Genomic DNA, 20,432 nt, shown 5'->3' on the forward strand with positions numbered 1-20,432 from the left:
TCACAGGAGAGACCGACCATGAAAGTGTTTTTCAGCGAGGATCACCGCCTGCATTTCCCGCAGGCCGAGCTGAGCGGCGGCCAGTTCGTCACCCCCTATGAGCGGCCAAGCCGGGCGGAATATGTCTATCAGCGGCTGAAGCAGCAGGGCCTGCGCGACATCGCCGATCCCGGCCCCTGTGACATGGGCCCCGTGCGAGGCATGATGGACCCGGGCTTCCTTGGCTTCCTTGAAACCGCCTGGGACCAGTGGAAGGCCGCGGGCTGCGCGGGCGAGGTGATCCCGGCGGCGATCCCGGCGCGGCGGATGCAGATGGCGCGCCCGCCCCGCAATATCGACGGGCTGGCGGGTTACTATTGCCTTGCGCGGGAAACCGCGATCACCGGCGGCACCTGGGCCGCGGCGCTGTCCTCGATGGCCTCGGCGCAGGCGGCGCAGCGCCATGTGGCGGGTGGCGCGCGGGCGGCCTTCGCGCTCTGCCGCCCGCCGGGGCACCATGCGACGGCAGACATGTATGGCGGCTATTGCTTCCTGAACAACGCGGCCGTGACCGCCCAGATGTTCCGCGATCAGGGCGCGGGCCGGGTTGCGGTGCTGGACATCGACTTCCACCACGGCAACGGCACGCAGGACATCTTCTACGGCCGCGGCGACGTGTTCTTCGCCTCTGTCCACGGCGCGCCCGAGGATGCCTTTCCCTACTTCCTCGGCTTCGGGGATGAGACCGGCACGGGCGCGGGCGAGGGGACCACGGCCAACTACCCCTTGCCGCCCGGAACCGGCTATGACCGCTGGTCCGAGGCGCTGGACGATGCCATCGCCCGCATCCGCGCCTGGGGGGCCGAGGCGCTGGTGGTCTCGCTGGGGGTCGATGCCTACAAGGACGACCCGATCAGCTTCTTCAAGCTGGACAGTCCCGACTTCGCCGATGCCGGCCGCCGGATCGAGACGCTCGGCCTGCCGACCGTGTTCTGCATGGAGGGCGGCTATGCGATCGAGGCGGTGGGGATCAACACGGTGAACGTGCTGGAAGGTTTCCTCGGCGCCTGATTGCCGGTCACCTCGCGTCCGCAAGCGGCGCTTTGTGAGGGCAAAGCGTCGCTTCCCAGCATTTCACTTGCCAGAACCTCGGGCGGTCTTGTATCCGGGAAGGGTCAGGATCGGGAGAATCCGGGGCACCCCGCAAGGGGCACTCCGGTGCCGAAGGAGCAACCGCCCCGGTAAACTCTCAGGCGCAAGGGACCGTTCTGGCACAAGGACTCTGGAGAGTGGCGCGAGGGCAACCCCGCGCCCGCCGAAGGGATAACGATCTCAGGCGCAAGGACAGAGGGGGCATCGGAACGACGGGAGGATTCCGTCGGGCGATGCCAGGGCGTTTCCCCGGCCAAAGGCAAGGAGGGCGGCAATGGCCGACCTGAACCGTACGGCACTTCACGCCCTGCATCTGCGGCTTGGCGCGAAAATGGTGCCGTTTGCCGGCTATGACATGCCGGTGCAATATCCCGGGGGCGTGCTCAAGGAGCATCTGCACACCCGCAGCGCCGCGGGCCTGTTCGACGTCGGCCATATGGGGCAGGTGCTGGTCACCGCCATCAGCGGCAAGCAGGCCGATGCGGCGCTGGCGCTGGAACGGCTGGTGCCGGTCGATCTGGCGGGGCTGGCCGAGGGACGGCAGCGCTATGGTTTCCTGACCAATGACGCGGGCGGGATCATCGACGACCTGATGATCGCCAATCGCGGCGATCACTTCTTCATCGTCGTCAATGCCTCCCGCAAGGCGGAGGATCTGGCGGCCCTGCGGGCTGGCCTGCCGGATTATTGCGACGTGGCCGAGGTGCCGGGCCGCGGGCTGATCGCGCTGCAAGGGCCCGAGGCCGAGGCGGCTTTGGCCCGGCTGGTACCCGATGCGCCCGAGTTTGCCTTCATGGATGTCGGCATCCGGCTGTGGCAGGGGGTGGAGCTGTGGATCTCCCGCTCCGGCTATACTGGCGAGGACGGGTTCGAGATCTCGGTGCCGGACGCGTTTGCCGAGGCCCTGGCCGAACGCCTGCTGGAGATGCCCGAGGTTGCCCCCATCGGCCTTGGCGCCCGCGACAGCCTGCGGCTGGAGGCGGGGCTGTGCCTCTATGGCCATGATATCGATGAGGAAACTACGCCGGTGGAGGCCGGCCTTGCCTGGGCGATCCAGAAGATCCGCCGCAGCGGCGGGGCCCGCTCCGGCGGCTTCCCGGGGGCCGAGCGCATCCTGCGCGAGCTGGCCGAAGGCACGCCCCGCAAACGACGCGGCCTGCGCCCCGAGGGCCGTGCGCCGATGCGCGAGGGCGTCGAGATCTACGCATCCGATGAGGGCGGCGCGCCTATCGGCCGCGTCACCTCGGGCGGCTTCGGGCCCAGCATCGAGGCACCGATGGCCATGGCCTACCTGCCGCCCGACCTGCCCGAAGGCTCCACCGTCTATGGCGATGTGCGCGGCAAACGCCTGCCCGCGCGCATCGTGCCCATGCCCTTCCGTCCCGCCACCTTCAAACGCTAAGTCAAGGATTACATGAGATGAAATTCACCGAAGATCACGAATGGCTGCGCGTCGAGGGCGATCTGGTCATCGTCGGCATCACCGAACACGCCTCGGAGCAACTGGGCGATGTGGTGTTCGTGGACCTGCCCGAGGCCGGCCGCAGCGTCAGCACCGGAGATGAGGTGGTGGTGATCGAGAGCGTCAAGGCCGCCTCCGACATCCTCGCGCCGCTGGATGGCGAGATCGTCGCGGTCAATGACGCGCTGGCCGATACCCCGGCGCTGGTCAACGAAGACCCGCTGGGGAAGGGCTGGTTCTTCAAGATGAAGGTCGCGGACCTGTCGGCGCTGGACGGCTTCATGGATGAGGCTGCCTACAAAGCCCTGATCGGCTGAGGAAAATCATGACCTGGACCCCGACGGACTACGACCCCTACGACTTTGCCAACCGCCGCCATATCGGCCCCTCGCCCGAGGAGATGCGGCTGATGCTGCAGGCCGTCGGCGCGCCCGATCTGGACGCGCTGATCGCCGAAACCGTGCCCGGCAGCATCCGCCAGGGCACCGATCTCGACTGGGCGCCGCTGGCCGAGCATGAGCTGCTGGCGAAAATGCGGGGCGTTGCTGCAAAGAACCGGGTGATGGCCAGCCTGATCGGGCAGGGCTATCACGGCACCGTCACCCCGCCGGTGATCCAGCGCAATATCCTGGAAAATCCTGCCTGGTACACGGCTTACACCCCCTACCAGCCCGAGATTGCCCAAGGACGGCTCGAGGCGCTGCTGAACTACCAGACCATGGTAGCGGACCTGACCGGCCTGCCCATCGCCAATGCCAGCCTGCTGGACGAGGCGACGGCGGCGGCCGAGGCGATGGCGATGGCCGAGCGGGTGGCGAAGTCGAAGGCGCGGGCGTTCTTCGTCGACGAAGCCTGCCATCCGCAGACCATCGCGGTGATCCGGACCCGGGCGCAGCCGCTGGGGATCGAGGTGCTGGTGGGGCCGGCGGATTCTTTAGACGTATCAAGGGTTTTCGGAGCGATCTTCCAGTATCCCGGCACCTATGGCGAGGTCCGTGATTTCACGCCCGAGATCGAGGCGCTGCACGCCGCCGGAGCCATCGCCGTGGTCGCAACCGACCTGCTGGCGCTGTGCCTGCTCAAGGAGCCGGGCGCGATGGGGGCGGATATTGCCGTCGGCTCCTCGCAGCGGTTCGGCGTGCCAATGGGCTTTGGCGGGCCGCATGCGGCGTTCTTCTCCTGCCGCGATGCATTCAAGCGCAACATGCCTGGGCGGATCGTCGGTGTCTCCATCGACGCCAAGGGCAACAAGGCCTATCGCCTCGCGCTGCAGACCCGCGAGCAGCACATCCGCCGCGAGAAGGCGACGTCGAACGTCTGCACCGCGCAGGCGCTGCTGGCGGTGATGGCGAGCTTCTATGCGGTGTTCCACGGGCCGCGGGGTTTGCGGGCAATTGCAGAAAAACTGCATTTGAGGACCGTCGGTCTGGCTGATGTCTTGCGCAAGGAAGGCGCAAAAGTGCAACCGGCGGCCTTCTTCGACACGATCACGGTAGAGGTCGGCGTCGGGCAGGCGGGCATCCTTGCGGCGGCCGAACAGCGGGGGATCAACCTGCGCAAGGTCGGGCGCGACCGGGTCGGCATCACGCTCGACGAGACCACCGATGACGGGGTGATCGCGCGGCTGCTGGATGCCTTTGGCATCAGCGAACCGGCGACGATGGCCACGCAGCCGGGAGTGCCCGAGGCACTGCTGCGGCAGTCGGACTATCTGACCCATCCGGTGTTCCACATGAACCGTGCCGAGAGCGAGATGATGCGCTACATGCGGCGGCTGTCGGACCGGGATCTGGCGCTGGACCGGGCGATGATCCCGCTGGGATCCTGCACCATGAAGCTGAACGCGGCGGCGGAGATGATGCCGGTCACCTGGCCGGAATTCGGATCGCTGCATCCGTTCGCGCCGGCGCATCAGGCGGCGGGCTATGCCGAGGTGATCGAGGATCTTTCGGAAAAGCTTTGCCAGATAACGGGTTACGACGCGTTCTCGATGCAGCCGAACTCTGGCGCGCAGGGGGAATATGCGGGGCTGCTGACCATCGCCGCCTTTCACCGGGCGCAGGGGGACGTCCGCGACATCTGCCTGATCCCGGTGTCGGCGCATGGCACCAACCCGGCTTCGGCGCAGATGGCGGGGATGAAGGTGGTGGTGGTGAAATCCGCCCCCAATGGCGACATCGATCTGGAGGATTTCCGGGCCAAGGCCGAGGCGGCGGGGAGCCGTTTGGCGGCCTGCATGATCACCTATCCCTCTACCCATGGTGTGTTCGAGGAGACGGTCCGCGAAGTGTGCCAGATCACCCATGACTTCGGCGGGCAGGTCTATATCGACGGCGCGAACATGAATGCCATGGTCGGGCTGGTGAAACCGGGCAGCATCGGCGGCGATGTCAGCCACCTGAACCTGCACAAGACCTTCGCCATTCCGCATGGCGGCGGCGGGCCGGGGATGGGGCCGATTGGGGTAAAATCCCACCTTTCGCCCTATCTGCCGGGGCATCCCGAGACCGGCGGCGCCGAGGGGCCGGTGAGCGCGGCGCCGTATGGGTCAGCCTCTATCCTGCTGATTTCATGGGCCTATTGCCTGATGATGGGCGGGGCGGGCCTGACGCAGGCGACCAAGGTGGCGATCCTGAATGCCAACTACATCGCGGCGCGGCTGAAGGGGGCTTTCCCGGTGCTGTTCATGGGCAACCGGGGGCGGGTAGCGCATGAGTGCATTCTGGACCCGCGGGCCTTTGCCGAGGTGGGAATCACCGTTGACGATATCGCCAAGCGCTTGATCGACAACGGTTTTCACGCGCCGACGATGAGCTGGCCTGTCGCCGGCACGCTGATGGTGGAGCCGACGGAGAGCGAGACCAAGGCGGAGCTCGACCGTTTCATCACCGCGATGCTGGCGATAAGGGCCGAGATCGCGGATGTGGCGGAGGGGCGAATTTCCAAGGATAACAACCCCTTGAAGCACGCCCCTCACACCGTCGAGGACCTCGTGGCCGATTGGGACCGTCCCTATAGCCGCGAGCAGGGCTGTTTCCCGCCCGCCAGCTTCCGGGTGGACAAGTACTGGCCGCCGGTGGGCCGTGTGGACAACGTCTGGGGCGACCGCAACCTGACCTGCACCTGCCCGCCGGTGGAGAGCTATGCCGAGGCGGCGGAGTAGCCCCGGCCGCGTGTGGAAACCGTACAGAACCTATACATATGTCATATGTAAACTGAATCTGTCGGGAACTGCGGCGCTGACGGCCCCGTGAGGGGCGCGCAAGCGGCTTGTGCGGCGGGCCGGGCAGGGGTAGCACATGGGCAATGGGGGCGCGCTGCGGACATTCCGCGGCCCGCCCCGGCAGGACATGTCGAAAGGACAAGCGATGGCCAAGGGCAACAACCAGAAGAGCAACAAGGAAGTGAAGAAGCCGAAGAAGGAGAAGCCGAAGACGGCGATCGTCCTCGACTCGACCGGCAAGCCGCCGATGTTCTCGGCGGCCGCAGCGGCGGCGAAGAAGAAGTAAGCGCGCGGCCGGGGCATCGCGCCCCGGCGGCTGTTCCGGCGCTCTTGTGCCGCCGCCCGGCGATGCCGATATATGCAACAATGCGAATATCTGGTGGAGAGCGGCGATGACCGGAGCCCTGAAGCTGACCTGTGCTGCCTGTGGGCAGGCGAACCGCGTGCCGGCGGAGCGCGTCGGCGCAGGCCCCAAATGCGGCATCTGCGGCGCGGCGCTGGTGAGCGGCAAGGTGGCGGAGCTGGACCCCGAGACCCTGCGCAAGGCGGCGGGCGACGATCTGCCGCTGCTGGTGGATTTCTGGGCGCCCTGGTGCGGGCCCTGCCGGCAGATGGCCCCCGAGTTCGCCAAGGCCGCGCAGGCGCTGGCGCCGGGCGTGCGGCTGGCCAAGATCGACACCGAGGCGCATCCCGCTGCCTCGGGGCGCTACGCCATCCGCGGCATCCCGGCGCTGATCCTGTTCCACCGGGGCCGTGAGGTTGCACGGCTGGCCGGAGCGCGGCCGGCGGCCGACATCGTGGCCTTTGTCCGGGGCAAGGTGGCGGGCTGACGAAAAACACCGGCAAGGCCCGGCGGCGCGCTTGACAAGGGGGCGCCGAAGGGGCACATACCCGGCCCGTGGGGGCAGTAGCTCAGTTGGGAGAGCGCGTCGTTCGCAATGACGAGGTCGTCGGTTCGATCCCGATCTGCTCCACCATTGTTTCGCTTTTCAGAGGCGAAATCAGGTGTGTCCCAAAAGTGCGACATGCCTACTTGACCCGCTCTCGCATGGCGTCTTTTACTTCCGCTGGCCGCTTTGGCTTACGGGGGGGGCGGCGGTTCACCCTGCTCTTTGAACATGCGATGCCCGAACAAGGCAGGCATAGGACTTGTGTGTTGCCACTGCACCGGGGGGGGGCGCGAAGGTGGTGCTTACACATGCAAGGGTTGTACAGAATGTTGTGGCACAAGACGCTAGAAATCTGGATTTTTCCGCCAAAGCAACTTGGCGCACATCATCGTGCCATCAATTTCCCCTTCGACGAGCTTAAAGATCAAGTGATGCTGTTACCCGATAGTCCATGGCAAATCGACATCCATCACATCACACAGAGCGAAATTACTCAGCCGCCATTTTTCAAGCAAAGTACTCCCAGTCTAGAACTTGCGGGAGGTATAAAGTTTGTACTTCAACTGAACCGGAGACTTGTCGCTGAGTATTTGGAAAAGACTTATACTTCGGAGCCTAGGTTGAAAGAAATGCGGCATGCGGGTAGATCCTCTCAGGGGCTCGTAGGCACCGTGTGGGCTGGAATTCTTGTCAGGGATTTTCAATATACGGTCATGCTGTTGCTCGCATCAATCAATGTTTCGTCACCGCTTTGCTTTCCTGTAGGCCAGATTAGATTCTTTCAATTTGGTAGAGAATCTGTGGGCAACGGTTTTCTTGCGAAAGCTATAGGGCGAGACGAGATGCGTGTGCCAATGAAGTGTAATGACGTGAGCAACCTCAAATTCTTCAACTTCGTTCAATCGATGAGAGACGAACTGCTTCGAGAGCCAACAAGTCAGTTTGGCAGGTCGTTCTCGTTCCTTACTCATTCTCTTTCGAACAGGTCGGCTAGCCCGTTATCCGCATTGGTTTGGGCTCTTGCAGCAATTGAGGCGCTGGTTGGAGAGAAGGATAGAGGTTCGCGAAAGTTAGTAGAAACTAGACTGTTAGCGCTTTTGCCAGAACTGAACGGTTCTAACACTATAGCCAGATTTCGGAAGCTCTATGACCTCAGAGGTCAGGTAATTCATGGATCAGCAAGGGTTGCGGTATCATTTTCGGATAGTTCAGTATCAAGGGAGGTCTATCCGTTTGACGACACGGCTTTCTCTCAATTCCTGGCCATGAAGATGCTGCACAGGTATTTTGAAATTGGGAAGAAGGATGTGGAGTTTCAGATGGTCGTCAAGCGTTGAATAAGTCCTGCCACACGTTGAGGCGTTCAAGTGCGGTAAGGCTGTGGCGGAAACAACGAAAACGGTTCTTAGTCGCTTTTCTGACTGAAGGTCTAGCCTCTGCTTCACCTTGGAAGCTCCGCACTTTGCAACTCAAGCGTTCTCTGCATTGTGTCCATGAATCGCACCTTCCCCCCGCCCCGCGCTTCTGGCACCAAGGCCCCAGCACTCCCCCTCCAGCGTGGCGACGATGACCGACCAGACCAGCCCGACCGACTCGATTACCCTCACCCGCGAGAGCCCGCTTGGGCCGGATCTGGCGCTGCTGATGCGGCGGCATAGCGAGGCGATGCATGCGGATACGCCGCCGGAGAGCATCCATATGATGGATGCCTCGGCGCTGGACGCGCCCGGGATCGCGTTTTTCGTGATGCGGGAGGATGGGGCTGCGGTGGGGATGGGGGCGTTCAAGCGGCTGTCGGACGCCTCCCATGCCGAGATCAAGTCGATGCATGTGCTGGAGGAGCTGCGCGGGCGCGGGCTGGCGCGGCGGCTGCTGGAGCATCTGGTGGCGGAGGCGATGGCGGCGGGGGTGACGCGGCTGAGCCTCGAGACCGGGAGCCAGCCGAGCTTTGCGGCGGCGCGGATGCTGTATGCGCGGGCGGGGTTTGTGGAATGTGCGCCGTTCGAGGGGTATGGGCTGGACCCGAACAGCGTGTTCATGACGCGGGGGGTGTAGGGCGGGCGGTTCGCATGTTGTGAGGCGTTTGGTCGGGCGGAAAAAGGCGAGGCACTGCCTCGCCCCGCCCGTGCGGGGCGTATCGATTGGAGCCAATGGCAACGAAAGACCGTGTGAGGCCAGCGCCCGACCTGGTGGGCGAGAAGCGCCCGCCAAGGGCGGGGCGGGCGCTGGCCGGGCCCTTTGGGGGCCCGTCCGGTGCGGGTGGATACGGCGGTGCGTGGCGAAGGCGATGGCCTTCGCCACGGTTAGGGTGAAGGGTGGGGCTTGCATTGAGCTGCCGCCACCTCTCCCGCCCCTTGATCCGCGGGCGCAGATGCCGCAAAAGGCGCGGAGTGGCCCCGTAGCTCAACTGGATAGAGCACGGACCTTCTAAGTCTGGGGTTGGGGGTTCAAGTCCTCCCGGGGTCGCCAGCATCACCCGCCTGCACCGAGGGGATGCGGGCGAGGTTGCCTTCGAGGCAGTCGGCCAGCGCCTTCACGCGTGCGGCAACCTCCTCCCCCAGCAGCGTCAGGTCATATTCCACATGCGGCGGCACCACCGGATGCGCGGTGCGGCGGACCATGCCGTCCTCTTCCAGCAGGCGCAGGGACTGGGCCAGCATCCGCTCTGACACGCCGCCGATGCGCCGGCGCAGGGCGCTGAACCGCAATGTGCCGCCTTGCAGCGCGATCAGGATCAGCACGCCCCAGCGGCTGGTGACGTGGTTCAGCACCCGGCGCGAGGGGCAATTCTCGTTCATCACGTCGGGCAGGTGCATGGCGGGGCCTCGGTTTGCACTAACAAAAATGTTGGTACTTCCCTTTCGTACGTATGCCGCTATCTGGGGTCTGTCAACATGAAGGAGACCCCCCAATGACCCCCACGACCATCGCCATCACCGGTGCCAGCGGCCAGCTTGGCCGGCTTGCCATTGCCCATCTGAAGACCCTGACCGATCCTGCCGGCATCGTGGCGCTGGCGCGCGATCCTGCCAAGGTGGCCGATCTGGGCGTGGCCGCCCGCGCCTTCGACTACACGCAACCCGAGACGATGGGCGCGGCGCTGGCGGGGGTGCAGACGCTGGTGCTGATTTCCTCGAACGATTTCAACGACCGGGTCGGGCAGCACCGCAACGTCATCGAAGCGGCAACGGCGGCGGGGGTGGGGCGGATCGTCTATACTTCGATCCTGAAGGCGGACCGCTCGCCGATGCTGATCGCGGCGGATCACCGCGAGACGGAGGCGGTGATCGCCGCCTCGGGCCTGCCGGCGGCGATCTTGCGCAACGGCTGGTATACCGAGAACTGGACCGCCAATCTGTGCGGGGCGATTGCGGCGGGCGCGCTGATCGGCGCGGCGGGGACGGCGCGGTTCACGCCCGCGGCGCGGCGCGATTATGCCGAGGCGCTGGCGGTCGTGGCCGCCGATGCGGGGCGCGTAGGGGTGCTGGAGCTGGCGGGGGATGAGGGCTTCCCGCTGGCGGATCTGGCGGCGGAGGTGTCGCGCCAGACCGGCAAGGCGCTGCCCTATAACGACCTGCCGCCCGAGGTCTATCAGGGGCTGCTGGAGAGCTTTGGCCTGCCGGCGGGCTTTGCCGCGGTGCTGGTCGATGTGGACGTGAAGGCGGCCGGGGGCTGGCTGGAAGACGAGAGTGGCACGCTGGCCCGCCTGCTGGGCCGCCCGACGGTGCGGATGGCCGAGGCTGTGGCGGTGGCGATGTAAGGCGAGGGGCGCCCTTCCGGGACCGCCCCGTGCAAATAAGACCGCTGTTCTGTCGGGGAGTATGCAAGGATGCGAATGTTCGCGGCGGGTCTTGCCGGGCGGGGCGGCGGTTTGGCGCGGCTGTGCCGCCCGGAACGCCGTTCGCCCCCGGGCGCGGCTTTGGCTGGGCCCCGCCCTTGCCTCGCAGGCGCGGAAGGCCGACATCTGCGGCAACAGGAAAGGGTTCTCCGATGAAGACTTTTGCAGTTTCCGCCGTGCTTGCCTTGGGGCTCTCTACCACCGCGATGGCCCAGACGGAGGCCGGTTTCGGCCCGCTGGTGTCAGCCGCCGAGGTGCAGACCCTGGCTGCGGGCGAGGAGGCGCCGCTGGTGCTCGATATCCGCGGCGCGGCCTATGACCAGGGCCATATCGCGGGCGCGGTGTCGGCCCCCTATGAGCGTTTCCGCGGGCCGGCGGAGAATCCGGGCGCGCTGGTGCCGGAGGATCAGCTGGAGGCCACGCTGCAAGAACTGGGCGTGACGCTGGAGCGGCCGGTGGTTGTGGTGCATCAGGGCAAGGATGACAGCGATTTCGGGGCCGCGGCGCGGGTTTACTGGACGCTGAAATCCTCGGGCGTGAGCCAGCTGGCGATCCTGAATGGCGGGATGGCGGCCTGGGGCGCCGCGGGGCTGCCGCTGGAGACGAAGGCGACGGTGCCCACGCCGTCGGACATCGACATCGCCTTTTCGGACCGCTGGCTGGCGACCACCGATGACGTCAGCGCCATCGTGAATGGCGAGCGGCAGGCGCGGCTGGTCGATGCGCGCCCCGCAGGCTTCTTCGAGGGGCGGCAGGCCCATGCCGCGATGTCTCGGCCCGGCACGCTGCCGGGGGCCGAGAACCTGGCGCATAGCGTGTGGTTCGACGGCGGCGTGGAGGTGATGAACGCGCCTGCGGCGAATGAGGTGCTGGCGCGGCTGGGGATCGGGCGCGATGAGGGGGTCGTGGCCTTCTGCAACACCGGGCATTGGGCGGCGACCGAGTGGTTCGCGCTGTCGGAACTGGCGGGGGTCGAGGATGTGAAGCTGTACCCGGAGTCGATGGTCGGCTGGTCGCAGACCGGACAGGACATGGAGAACACCCCCGGCCTGGTGCGCAACCTGCTGAACCAGCTGCGGGGCAACTGATGACTGTTGCGGTGGCAGAGCCTTCGGGCAGCTGGGGCGCGCGGCGCGGGCTGATCGTGCTGGCCGCGCTGGGGCTGGTGCTGGCCGTGGCGCTGCTGGCGGGGGCCCGCTATGGGCTGCTGCTGGCCATCGGGCTTGGCTTCGGGCTGGTGCTGGAGGGGCTGCGCTTCGGTTTTGCGGGGCCTTGGCGGGCGATGATCCTGCGGCGCGATCCGTCGGGGATTCTGGCGCAGTTGCTGGCGATTGCTGTCGTGGCGCTGGTGGCGTTTCCGCTGCTGAGCGGGGCGTCGGGCGAGGTTGTGGGCGCGGCCGCCCCGATCGGCTGGGCGATGGCGGGCGGGGCGTTCGTCTTTGGCGCGGCGATGCAGGTGGTTCTGGGCTGCGGGTCGGGCACGCTGGTCAATGCCGGCAGCGGCAATCCGGTCAGCCTGCTGGCGCTGCCGTTCTTTGCCATCGGCAGCTTTCTGGGCGCCTATGGCCTGATCTGGTGGACCGACCTTGGCGCGCTGCCGATCCTGACGCTGACCGGCACATCCGGCCTTGCGGTGACGCTGGTGCTGCTGGCGGCGGTGGCGGGGCTGCTGCTGATGCTGGCGGCGCCGGGCACGCGGCATGTGCCGCGGCGGCTGGTGATTGCGGCGCTGCTGCTGGCGGCGCTGGCGATTGGCAACCTCGTGGTCGCCGGGCAGCCCTGGGGGGTGGTCTATGGGCTGGGCCTGTGGGGCGCGAAGGGGGCGGTCGCCTTGGGGGCTGACCTGTCGGGATCAGCCTTCTGGGCCGCGCCGGGGAATGCCGGGCGGCTGGAGGCGAGCGTGCTGACCGACGTGACGTCGCTGACCAATATCGGCATCATCACCGGGGCCTTCCTTGTGGCCTGCTGGCGGCGGGGCGGGCTGTCGCAGCCCTTGCCGAAGCTGCCGGCGCGGGCCTGGGCGGCGACCATCGTGGCGGGGCTGCTGCTGGGATACTCGGCGCGGCTGGCGTTCGGCTGCAACGTCGGCGCGTTCTTCAGCGGCATTTCCACCGGCAGCCTGCATGGCTGGGTCTGGTTCGCGATGGCCTTCGCCGGGGCCTGTGTCGGCGTGCGGCTGCGGCCGATCCTGGGCCTGGAGCCGCGCCCATGACCCGCCGGTTCACCGCATCGCTGGCGATTGCGTTTCTGGGGCTGCTGATCCTGTTCGACAGCGCCACCGCCGACCTCAACCCCTACAAGGCGCCGCCGCTTCTGGCGCTTGGCTCGGGCGCCGCCGCCTCGGGCGGGTTCTGCGGGGCGATGCCGGAGTAGGCTAGCCGGGCGCCACTGCCAGCGGTGCCGGGGCGGCGGCCGCGTCGAAGTCCTGCACCCGCGCCAGCCATTGTACGATGACCGAGATCGCCGCGGGTTCGTCGAGGAAGGGGATATGCCCGCGCCAGGGCACCTCGGCAAACAGCATGTCGGGGCGGCGGCGGCGCATTTCGGCGGCGGTGGCACGGGCAAGCACGTCCGAGGCCTCGCCTCGGATCAGCGCCAGCGGCAGGCCCGCGCAGGCATCGAACAGCGGCCAGAGCTCTGGCAGCGGCTGAGCCATCGCGGCCTCGAAGGACGTGCGCAGGGCCGGGTCATAGGTCAGCCCCACATGGCCATCGAGCTGGACATAGTGGCGTACGGTTTCTTCCTGCCAGCGCAGGGGTGGCACCCGGTCGAAGCCGGGCATCGCGGCCTGGGTGCGGTCGGCGACCTCTTCCAGCGTCGGGACCGTGGGTTCGACGCCGATATAGCTGCCGATGCGCACCAGCCCGTCCCGCTCCACCACCGGGCCGACATCGTTCATGCACAGCCCCAGCAGGCGGGGCCGGGCGGTGGCGGCGATGACCAGCCCCAGCAGGCCGCCGCGCGACGAGCCGATGACGGCCGCGCGCGCGATGCCCAGATGGTCCAGCAGCGCCAGTGCGTCCTTGGCCTCTTGCGCGACCGAATAGGTTTCGGGCGGGGCCCAGTCCGACCGGCCGCGGCCGCGGCTGTCGAGCCGGATCAGGCGGATGCCATCCGGAAGGTAGCGCGCGAGATAGTCGAAATCTCGGCCATCGCGGGTCAGGCCCGCCAGCGCCAGAAGCGGCAGACCCGCGCCTTCGTCACGATAGGCCAGACGGGTGCCGTCTTCGGCTTCGAACCGTTCCATCCAATGTCTCCTCCTCCCTCGTCACCCGCCTCCACTGCGGGTCGCCTGCAAACGCGTCGCGGGCTGAGGCAATTGACGCCCGGCTTCCCCTTTCCGTCAAGGACGCCGAGCGTCGCAGGGCGTCAGATCAGCATCATCTCGGGCACGTCGCCCTGGATGATCAGCGTGGCTTCGGTGGCGGCGATGATGTCGTCCAGGCTGACCCCCGGCGCATGTTCGCGCAGCACGAGCCCGGCATCGGTCGGCTCGATTACCGCGAGGTCGGTCACGATCAGGTCCACCCGGCGCAGCGCGGTCAGCGGCAGGGTCAGCTTCGGCACGATCTTGGACTGGCCCTTGGCGGCATGCTGCATGGCGACGATCACCCGCGCGGCGCCGGTCACAAGGTCCATCGCGCCGCCCATGCCCGGCACCATCTTGCCCGGCACCTTCCAGTTCGCCAGATGCCCGGCCTCATCGACCTGCAACCCGCCAAGCACGGTCATGTCGAGATGGCCGCCGCGGATCAGCCCAAAGCTCATGGCGCTGTCGATGGATGCAGCCCCCGGCACGGCGGTGACGAAGCCGCCGCCGGCATCGGTCAGGTGGCGGTCCTCCATGCCTTCGGGCGGGCGGGCGCCGAGGCCGATCACCCCGTTCTCGGCCTGGAAGAACACGCCGAGCCCGGCGGGGACGAAATTCGCCACCATCGAGGGCAGCCCGATCCCGAGATTGACCAGCGAGCCCGGCCGGACTTCCCGCGCGACGCGGCGGGCGATGAGTTCCTTGGCGTCCATGTCGGCCCTCCTCAGCTTGCGCGGATCAGCAGATGATCGACGAGAACGCCCGGCGTCTTGACCGCATCGGGCGGGATCACCCCCACCGGCACGATGCTGTCGGCCTCGGCGATCACGGTGCGGCCTGCCAGCGCGATGATCGGATTGAAGTTATGCGCGGTCAGCATGTAGCTGAGATTGCCGACATAATCGGCCTGCCAGGCGCCGATCAGCGCGAAATCGGCCTTGAGCGGGGTTTCGATGAGGAAGCGTTTGCCCTCGACCGTGACCACCTGCTTGCCCTCCTCGACCTCGGTGCCAAGGCCCGTCGGCGTCAGTATGCCGCCAAGGCCCATGCCGCCGGCGCGGATGCGCTCGATCAGCGTGCCTTGCGGCACCAGCTCACACGTAATCTCGCCTGAGATCATCTTGGCCTGCGTCTCGGGGTTGAGCCCGATATGGCTGGCGATGATGTGGCGCACGAGCCCGGCGCTGACCAGCTTGCCGATGCCGCGGCCAGGCATGGCGGTGTCATTGGCGATGATGGTGAGCCGGCCCACGCCGCGGGCGACGATGGCGTCGATCATGCGTTCAGGCGAGCCGACGGCCATGAAGCCGCCGATCATCAGGCTGGCGCCTTCGGGGATCATCTCGGCCGCAGCCGCCGGTTTCAACGCACCTTTCATGCCGCTTCCTTTGTCAGGCCCACCGCCGCACGGGCAGCACGGGCGATCACCAGTTCCTCATTGGTCGGGATCACCAGCACCGAGGTGCGGGCGAGGTCCGACGAGATGACCCTGTCATTGCCCGCGTTCTTCGCGTGGTCGATCTCGATCCCCATCCAGCCGAGCCTCTCGCAGATGCGGGCGCGGACCTGCCTGGAGTTCTCGCCAATGCCGCCGCAGAACACCAGCGCGTCGATGCCGCCAAGCGCGGCGGCAAGGGCGCCGACCTCGCGCTGGCAGCGGAAGACGAAATAGTCGATGGCCTCGGCCGCATGAGGGGTGTTCGCCGCCTCGAGCGTGCGCATGTCGTTGGAGAGGCCGGAGAGGCCCAGAAGGCCGGATTGCTTGTAGAGCAGGTCCGAGATCTGCCCGGCGCTCATGCCCTTCTGGTCCATCAGGTAGAGCAGCACCCCCGGGTCCACCTGCCCGCTGCGGGTGCCCATCGGCAGCCCGTCCAGCGCGGAAAAGCCCATGGTCGAGGCGACGGAGCGGCCGTTCTGGATGCCGCACATGCTGGCGCCATTGCCCAGATGCGCGACGACCACCCGGCCCTCGGCAAGGTGCGGGGCGGTGCGGGCCAGCTCTCCGGCGATATAGTCGTAGCTGAGGCCGTGGAAGCCGTAGCGGCGCACGCCTTCGTCATAGAGCGCGCGGGGCAGGGCGAAGGTATCGTTGACGAAGGGGTGGCTGCGGTGGAAGGCGGTGTCGAAACAGGCCACCTGCGGCACGCCGGGGAAGGCGTCGATGGCGGCACGGATGCCTGCAAGGTTGTGGGGCTGGTGCAGGGGGGCGAAGGGGGCGAGCCGCTCCAGATCGGTCAGCACCGCATCATCCACCGTGACCGGCGCGGCGCGGTCCGCCCCGCCATGGACGACGCGGTGGCCGATGGCGAGCAGGTCAAGGTCCGGCCACTGCGCGCGGAAGCTGGCGATGGCCGCTTCCATGGCGCCGGCATGGGTGGTCAGGTCGCCCGCGGCCGCGATGGTGCCGCCCGCCGCGTCCTTCAGGTGCAGCACCCCATCCGGCCCGACCTTGTCGGCAAGGCCGGTGGCCAGTGGCAAATCCCCGGCCTCGGGGAACAGCGCGACCTTCAGCGAGGAGGAGCCGGCGTTCAGCGTCAGCACCGCCCGGGTCATTTCGCGGTTCCGGCGAAATGGTGGATGGCGGCGACGGCGCAGGAGGCGAGGCGCGACATCGGGCTGTCGGAGCGCGAGTTGAGGATCACCGGCACCTTGGCGCCCAGCACCAGCCCTGCGCCTTCGGCATGGCTGATGAAGGACAGCTGCTTGGCCAGCATGTTGCCGGAATCGATGCCCGGCACCACGAGGATATTGGCGCGGCCCGCGACATTGCCCTTCAGCCCCTTCGTGCGGGCCGCGGCCATGTCCACCGCATTGTCCATCGCCAGCGGGCCTTCGACCTGGCCGCCCTTGATCTGGCCGCGGTCGGCCATCTTCGACAGCAGCGCCGCGTCGATGGAAGACTGGATCGCCGGGTTCACGGTTTCCACCGCCGAGAGTACGCCGACGCGCGGGTCCATCCCCAGCGAGATCGCAAGGTCGATGGCGTTCTGGCAGATGTCGACCTTGGTGGCGAGGTCGGGCGCGATGTTGATCGCGGCGTCGGTGACGAACAGCGGTTCGGGCTGGCCCGGCACGTCCATCACGAAGACATGGGTGAAGCGGCGGCCGACGCGCAGGCCGGTCGCCTTGTCGAGCATCGCCTTGAGCAGGTCATCGGTGTGCAGATGGCCCTTCATCACCGCGGCGGCGCGCCCTTCATGCACCAGCGCGCAGGCGAGGGCCGCGGCCGCAGCGTCGGAGGGCACGTCGATCACCTCGATGCCGGTCAGGTCGGCCTCGATCTCGGCGGCAGCCTTGCGGATGGCGGCCGCGTTGCCGATCAGGATCGGCGCGATGATGCTTTCCTTCGCGGCCAGCAGCGCGCCGCCGAGCGAGTTCGCCTCATCCGGGCAGACCACGGCGGTGGGCAAGGCGGGCAGCGGGCGGGCGCGTTCCAGCAGCAGCTCGAAATGGCGGTGGCGCTGGACGACGAGGCCCGGGATCTCAAGGTTGTCGCGGTCGAATTTTTCGGTCGGGGCCAGGACCTCCGCCTCGCCGGACAGGATCACGGCACCGTCCGAGGTGCGGCGCACCTCGGTCTTCAGGCGGACGAGACCATCCGCCTTCGACAGCACCTCGGCCCGCACCAGCACCTCTTCGCCGGCATGGACGCGGGCGTGGAAATCCAGCACCTGGCGGCGGTAGAGCGTGCCGGGACCGGGCAGCTGTGTTCCCAGCACCGCCGACAGCAGCGAGGCCACGAACATGCCGGGCGCGACCCGTTCGGCATGGCCATCGCCGTCGAGGTCGCTGTCCTGCAGGTGCATCGGGTTGGTGTTGCCCGAGGCGACCGCAAACACATAGAGATCATCGGGGGTGATCAGGCGCCGCAGCTCGGCGCTGTCGCCGGGCTGGATCTCGTCGTAGGTTCGGTTGGTGAGGCGCATTTCAGGTCTTTTCAGGTTCGGGCTGGGCCGCACGGTTGCGGCGCCGGGGCGCGGGGGCGGCAGGAGCCTCGTCGGGGGCTGGCGCTGCTTCTACCACGGGGGCCTCTGCCGTCACAGTCTCGGCCGGGGCCTCGATTGCCGCAGGCATATCGGCTGCCGGTTCGGGGATGACGCCGGCCTCGACCATCGGAGCGGGCACGACCATCGCCTGCAGAGGCGCGGGCTCCTCGGGTGTGGCCTCTTCCGGCGCGGCCTGGGCCGAGAGCGGGTCTTCGGTCACGTTCTGGGTGAGCGCGGGCACGCCCAGAACCTCGTGGAAGCGTTGCAGCATGGTCAGCGTGCGCGGCGACATCTCATCAATCGCGCCGGGGATGAACTGCACGACCTGCAATGCCAGTGCGCGCTCCTCGGGGTCCCGCAGCAGCAGCGGCAGCGTGTCGATGGCGCTGTCCGGCTCGAAGGTGGCGATCAGGGTCTGCTGGTGGATGATCATGGCGCGGTGTTCGGCGCCGAGGCTGCGGAACGGCTCGTCCTGGGTCAGCACCTTGGCCGAGCGTTCCAGCCGGTCGCGGCGGACCTGACCGCGGTTTTCGGCCAGCAGCACCAGCATCCGGATCACCGCCTCGGGGAAACCGCCCTGGTCCATGGTCATCAGCGCGGCCGAAACCTCGGGCAGGCCGCGCAGCTCACCTTCGGATTTCAGGGTGCGGCGGGTTTCATGGGTGCGCCCGAAGGCGCGGGCCCAAGGCGTACCCCAGAGCGAGAAGAAGGTCAGCTCGAAGCCCATGTCGCGGGTGTCGCGCATCAGGTCGATGGCATTCTCGGTCGCCTGCACCCAGAAGGCCTCGGCGGCGAGGAAGGGGTTGGTGTCCGCGGCCCTTGTGCGGGTGCCGCGGACCTTTTCGGCGGCGGTCTCGACCGTGTGCATCGCCGGGTTGCGGCTGGACATCAGCGCGCGGTTCAGGCGCTGCGGATGCAGGGCGCGGCTCATCTCGGCGCCGGTTTCGGTGACCAGCGCGCGGACCATCGGGCGCAGGACGGTGTCATAGAGCTGCGCCTGCACCTCGGCGGCGCGGGCGACGGCGGCGAAGGGGCGTTCATCCGCGACGGTATCGTCCAGCGCGCGGATATCACCCAGCGTGCGTTCGGCGAAGCCGACGGTGAAGGTCTTGTGGCCGTCCGTCTCGGTCACATCCTCGATCAGCATTTCATAGAGCCCCGGGGCCAGCGCCTCGATGGTCTTGAGCGTGGAGGCGACCTCGGAATGCTCGCGGTTGGCGATGCTGGAGGACACGAAGATGCCGAGGTGGCCGACCTGATCGTGGACCATGTAGACGATACGCTGGCCGCGGATGCGGATCTCGCTGACGTCGGAATAGGTCTCGGCGATCCAGTTCAGCGCCTGCTGCGGCGGGGTGATGTTGTCGCCGTGGCTGGCGAACACCACGATCGGCGCGCGGATCGCCTTGAGGTCGATGGGGCGGCCGGGTTCGATCCGGGCCTCGTTCTTGACAAGGCGGTTGCCGACGAACAGCTGCTCGACGATCCACTTGATCTCGGGCTCGTTCAGCAGGAAGAAACCGCCCCACCATTTCTCGAATTCGAGGAAGGCCTGATCGCCCTTGTCGATGTCGCGGAAGAGGTCGGTGTATTTGCGGAACAGGGTGCGCGAGGGGTTCATCTGCTCGAAATTCTGCACCAGATGGGCCCCGTCGAAGATGCCGCCGCCAAGGTCGGACAGCAGCATCGGGATCCAGGTGCCGCCAAGCACGCCGGCATTGTAGCGCATCGGGTTCTCGCCGACCTTGCCCGCCCAGGGCGCGACCGGCGCGCCGTTGATGACGATGGGGCCGGTCAGGTCCGGGTTGGTGGCGGCCAGCAGCAGCGTGGCCCACCCGCCCTGGCAGTTGCCGGTGATCACCGGGCGCGACGCCTTGGGGTGGCGGCGCATCACCTCGCGCACGAAAGCGGCTTCGGCGCGGGTGACGTAGGAAAGGAACTGGCCCGGTTCGGGTTCGCGGCGGAAGGCGACGAAATAGACCGGGTGGCCGGCGCGCAGGGCGACGCCGACCTGGCTGTCGGCCTTGAAGCCGCCGATACCGGGGCCGTGGCCGGCGCGCGGGTCGATGATGATATAGGGGCGGCGGGTGTCGTTCACCGTGACGCCCTCGGGCGGGGTGATCTTCAGCAGCATGTAGTTGGACGGGTAGGGCAGGTCCTTGCCGTCCATGATGATTTCGTAATCGTAGATCAGCACCGGCGGGCAGCCTGCCGCCTCATGCGCGAGGAAGATGTCGCCGCGTTTGCGCAGCGTGTCGACCGTCAGGATCATCCGCTCGGCTGCATCGCGCAGGTATTCGGCGAGGTCATTGCCGATCCGGCCGTCAGACTGGGCGCGGCGCAGATCCTCGATCAGGCTGCCGGCCTGTTCCATCGTCGCCTCGGCGCGGCGGGAATGGGTGTCCTTGATCCGGGCCAATTGGCGCGAGGCGGAGGTGCTGAGGATCTCGAGCGTCTCCGATCCGGCCCCGATCTCGGCCTCGGCCTTTTCCATGGCGCCCAGCAAAGCGGTCAGCATGTCGGCCTCGGGGCGGGGCACCTGCGGCTGCTTTGCAGGATCGAACAGGTCGAAGACATTGGCCATGGGTAGAA

Annotated in this window: 19 protein-coding genes, 2 tRNA genes and 2 riboswitches; of the genes, 14 read left to right on the forward strand and 7 right to left on the reverse strand. The window is 67.2% G+C overall.

What is annotated here, in order from left to right; all coding sequences use genetic code 11:
* Positions 1 to 18: 18 nt before the first annotated feature.
* The 10 genes from GVY41_RS06830 to GVY41_RS06870 all read left to right on the forward strand — a co-directional run bounded on the left by GVY41_RS06830 (position 19) and on the right by GVY41_RS06870 (position 9,175).
* Positions 19 to 1,050 (forward strand): histone deacetylase family protein, encoded by a 1,032-nt coding sequence (locus tag GVY41_RS06830; protein ID WP_161344128.1) that lies wholly within the window; start codon positions 19 to 21, stop codon positions 1,048 to 1,050.
* A 101-nt stretch (positions 1,051 to 1,151) separates the two neighbouring features.
* Positions 1,152 to 1,255, forward strand: a riboswitch (glycine riboswitch).
* A 4-nt stretch (positions 1,256 to 1,259) separates the two neighbouring features.
* A riboswitch (glycine riboswitch) is annotated at positions 1,260 to 1,329 on the forward strand.
* Positions 1,330 to 1,405: 76 nt separating this feature from the next.
* Positions 1,406 to 2,533, forward strand: coding sequence for a glycine cleavage system aminomethyltransferase GcvT (gene gcvT / locus GVY41_RS06835; RefSeq protein WP_161344126.1), 1,128 nt, complete (start codon positions 1,406 to 1,408; stop codon positions 2,531 to 2,533).
* Positions 2,534 to 2,550: 17 nt separating this feature from the next.
* Positions 2,551 to 2,910, forward strand: a complete 360-nt coding sequence (gcvH, locus tag GVY41_RS06840) for a glycine cleavage system protein GcvH (protein WP_161344124.1) — start codon at positions 2,551 to 2,553, stop codon at positions 2,908 to 2,910.
* An 8-nt stretch (positions 2,911 to 2,918) separates the two neighbouring features.
* Complete coding sequence (gene gcvP / locus GVY41_RS06845; protein WP_161344122.1) at positions 2,919 to 5,756, forward strand: aminomethyl-transferring glycine dehydrogenase; 2,838 nt, start codon at positions 2,919 to 2,921, stop codon at positions 5,754 to 5,756.
* Between the two features lie 205 nt (positions 5,757 to 5,961).
* Entirely contained in the window at positions 5,962 to 6,102 is a 141-nt protein-coding gene (locus GVY41_RS20085) for a hypothetical protein (RefSeq protein WP_163535496.1), read from the forward strand.
* 106 nt (positions 6,103 to 6,208) lie between these two features.
* Positions 6,209 to 6,646 (forward strand): thioredoxin TrxC, encoded by a 438-nt coding sequence (trxC, locus tag GVY41_RS06850; RefSeq protein ID WP_161344120.1) that lies wholly within the window; start codon positions 6,209 to 6,211, stop codon positions 6,644 to 6,646.
* A 71-nt stretch (positions 6,647 to 6,717) separates the two neighbouring features.
* A tRNA-Ala gene (locus GVY41_RS06855) sits at positions 6,718 to 6,793 on the forward strand.
* 344 nt (positions 6,794 to 7,137) lie between these two features.
* Positions 7,138 to 8,043, forward strand: coding sequence for a hypothetical protein (locus GVY41_RS06860; protein ID WP_161656868.1), 906 nt, complete (start codon positions 7,138 to 7,140; stop codon positions 8,041 to 8,043).
* 307 nt (positions 8,044 to 8,350) lie between these two features.
* Positions 8,351 to 8,761: a GNAT family N-acetyltransferase gene (locus tag GVY41_RS06865; RefSeq protein WP_161344803.1), complete on the forward strand. Its 411-nt coding sequence runs from the start codon at positions 8,351 to 8,353 to the stop codon at positions 8,759 to 8,761.
* A 337-nt stretch (positions 8,762 to 9,098) separates the two neighbouring features.
* Positions 9,099 to 9,175 (forward strand) — tRNA-Arg (locus GVY41_RS06870).
* Here GVY41_RS06870 and GVY41_RS06875 read toward each other — a convergent pair.
* Positions 9,154 to 9,522 carry a winged helix-turn-helix transcriptional regulator gene (locus GVY41_RS06875; RefSeq protein ID WP_161344116.1) on the reverse strand — a complete coding sequence of 123 codons (369 nt, stop codon included), beginning with the start codon at positions 9,520 to 9,522 and terminating at the stop codon, positions 9,154 to 9,156. The two genes, GVY41_RS06870 and GVY41_RS06875, sit on opposite strands and share 22 nt — an antisense overlap.
* Before the next feature lie 95 nt (positions 9,523 to 9,617).
* Here GVY41_RS06875 and GVY41_RS06880 point away from each other — a divergent pair, with 95 nt between their 5' ends.
* The 4 genes from GVY41_RS06880 (at position 9,618) to GVY41_RS20090 (ending at position 12,917) form a co-directional block, all read left to right on the forward strand.
* Entirely contained in the window at positions 9,618 to 10,466 is an 849-nt protein-coding gene (locus tag GVY41_RS06880) for an NAD(P)H-binding protein (RefSeq protein ID WP_161344114.1), read from the forward strand.
* A gap of 230 nt (positions 10,467 to 10,696) precedes the next feature.
* Positions 10,697 to 11,632, forward strand: a complete 936-nt coding sequence (locus GVY41_RS06885) for a sulfurtransferase (RefSeq protein WP_161344112.1) — start codon at positions 10,697 to 10,699, stop codon at positions 11,630 to 11,632.
* Positions 11,632 to 12,756, forward strand: coding sequence for a YeeE/YedE family protein (locus tag GVY41_RS06890; RefSeq protein ID WP_161344110.1), 1,125 nt, complete (start codon positions 11,632 to 11,634; stop codon positions 12,754 to 12,756). The genes GVY41_RS06885 and GVY41_RS06890 overlap by 1 nt, the downstream gene beginning before the upstream one ends.
* Positions 12,753 to 12,917, forward strand: coding sequence for a hypothetical protein (locus GVY41_RS20090; RefSeq protein WP_163535495.1), 165 nt, complete (start codon positions 12,753 to 12,755; stop codon positions 12,915 to 12,917). The genes GVY41_RS06890 and GVY41_RS20090 overlap by 4 nt, the downstream gene beginning before the upstream one ends.
* Before the next feature lies 1 nt (position 12,918).
* Here the strand turns inward: GVY41_RS20090 and GVY41_RS06895 are convergent, their stop codons facing one another.
* The 6 genes from GVY41_RS06895 to GVY41_RS06920 form a co-directional block, all read right to left on the reverse strand.
* Entirely contained in the window at positions 12,919 to 13,791 is an 873-nt protein-coding gene (locus tag GVY41_RS06895; protein WP_161344108.1) for an alpha/beta fold hydrolase, read from the reverse strand.
* Between the two features lie 122 nt (positions 13,792 to 13,913).
* Entirely contained in the window at positions 13,914 to 14,567 is a 654-nt protein-coding gene (locus tag GVY41_RS06900; protein ID WP_161344106.1) for a 3-oxoacid CoA-transferase subunit B, read from the reverse strand.
* Positions 14,568 to 14,578: 11 nt separating this feature from the next.
* The gene (locus GVY41_RS06905; RefSeq protein ID WP_161344104.1) at positions 14,579 to 15,232 is read right to left on the reverse strand and encodes a CoA transferase subunit A; all 654 of its coding nucleotides are present in this window, start codon (positions 15,230 to 15,232) and stop codon (positions 14,579 to 14,581) included.
* The gene (locus tag GVY41_RS06910) at positions 15,229 to 16,407 is read right to left on the reverse strand and encodes an acetate/propionate family kinase (protein WP_161344102.1); all 1,179 of its coding nucleotides are present in this window, start codon (positions 16,405 to 16,407) and stop codon (positions 15,229 to 15,231) included. The genes GVY41_RS06905 and GVY41_RS06910 overlap by 4 nt, the downstream gene beginning before the upstream one ends.
* Positions 16,404 to 17,780, reverse strand: a complete 1,377-nt coding sequence (locus GVY41_RS06915; protein WP_161344100.1) for a bifunctional enoyl-CoA hydratase/phosphate acetyltransferase — start codon at positions 17,778 to 17,780, stop codon at positions 16,404 to 16,406. The genes GVY41_RS06910 and GVY41_RS06915 overlap by 4 nt, the downstream gene beginning before the upstream one ends.
* Position 17,781: 1 nt before the next feature.
* Complete coding sequence (locus GVY41_RS06920) at positions 17,782 to 20,424, reverse strand: DUF3141 domain-containing protein (protein WP_161344098.1); 2,643 nt, start codon at positions 20,422 to 20,424, stop codon at positions 17,782 to 17,784.
* Between the last annotated feature and the right edge of the window lie 8 nt (positions 20,425 to 20,432).

The organism is Frigidibacter albus, from assembly GCF_009908165.1.
GTDB classification, from domain to species: Bacteria; Pseudomonadota; Alphaproteobacteria; order Rhodobacterales; family Rhodobacteraceae; genus Frigidibacter; species Frigidibacter albus.

Bases quoted from the DNA above. Each gene is read 5' to 3' on its own strand.
- GVY41_RS06830 (WP_161344128.1), top strand. From the start codon at position 19: ATGAAAGTGTTTTTCAGCGAGGATCACCGCCTGCATTTCCCGCAGGCC.
- gcvT (WP_161344126.1), top strand. From the start codon at position 1,406: ATGGCCGACCTGAACCGTACGGCACTTCACGCCCTGCATCTGCGGCTT.
- gcvH (WP_161344124.1), top strand. From the start codon at position 2,551: ATGAAATTCACCGAAGATCACGAATGGCTGCGCGTCGAGGGCGATCTG.
- gcvP (WP_161344122.1), top strand. From the start codon at position 2,919: ATGACCTGGACCCCGACGGACTACGACCCCTACGACTTTGCCAACCGC.
- GVY41_RS20085 (WP_163535496.1), top strand. From the start codon at position 5,962: ATGGCCAAGGGCAACAACCAGAAGAGCAACAAGGAAGTGAAGAAGCCG.
- trxC (WP_161344120.1), top strand. From the start codon at position 6,209: ATGACCGGAGCCCTGAAGCTGACCTGTGCTGCCTGTGGGCAGGCGAAC.
- GVY41_RS06860 (WP_161656868.1), top strand. From the start codon at position 7,138: ATGCTGTTACCCGATAGTCCATGGCAAATCGACATCCATCACATCACA.
- GVY41_RS06865 (WP_161344803.1), top strand. From the start codon at position 8,351: ATGCGGCGGCATAGCGAGGCGATGCATGCGGATACGCCGCCGGAGAGC.
- GVY41_RS06875 (WP_161344116.1), bottom strand. From the start codon at position 9,522: ATGCACCTGCCCGACGTGATGAACGAGAATTGCCCCTCGCGCCGGGTG.
- GVY41_RS06880 (WP_161344114.1), top strand. From the start codon at position 9,618: ATGACCCCCACGACCATCGCCATCACCGGTGCCAGCGGCCAGCTTGGC.
- GVY41_RS06885 (WP_161344112.1), top strand. From the start codon at position 10,697: ATGAAGACTTTTGCAGTTTCCGCCGTGCTTGCCTTGGGGCTCTCTACC.
- GVY41_RS06890 (WP_161344110.1), top strand. From the start codon at position 11,632: ATGACTGTTGCGGTGGCAGAGCCTTCGGGCAGCTGGGGCGCGCGGCGC.
- GVY41_RS20090 (WP_163535495.1), top strand. From the start codon at position 12,753: ATGACCCGCCGGTTCACCGCATCGCTGGCGATTGCGTTTCTGGGGCTG.
- GVY41_RS06895 (WP_161344108.1), bottom strand. From the start codon at position 13,791: ATGGAACGGTTCGAAGCCGAAGACGGCACCCGTCTGGCCTATCGTGAC.
- GVY41_RS06900 (WP_161344106.1), bottom strand. From the start codon at position 14,567: ATGGACGCCAAGGAACTCATCGCCCGCCGCGTCGCGCGGGAAGTCCGG.
- GVY41_RS06905 (WP_161344104.1), bottom strand. From the start codon at position 15,232: ATGAAAGGTGCGTTGAAACCGGCGGCTGCGGCCGAGATGATCCCCGAA.
- GVY41_RS06910 (WP_161344102.1), bottom strand. From the start codon at position 16,407: ATGACCCGGGCGGTGCTGACGCTGAACGCCGGCTCCTCCTCGCTGAAG.
- GVY41_RS06915 (WP_161344100.1), bottom strand. From the start codon at position 17,780: ATGCGCCTCACCAACCGAACCTACGACGAGATCCAGCCCGGCGACAGC.
- GVY41_RS06920 (WP_161344098.1), bottom strand. From the start codon at position 20,424: ATGGCCAATGTCTTCGACCTGTTCGATCCTGCAAAGCAGCCGCAGGTG.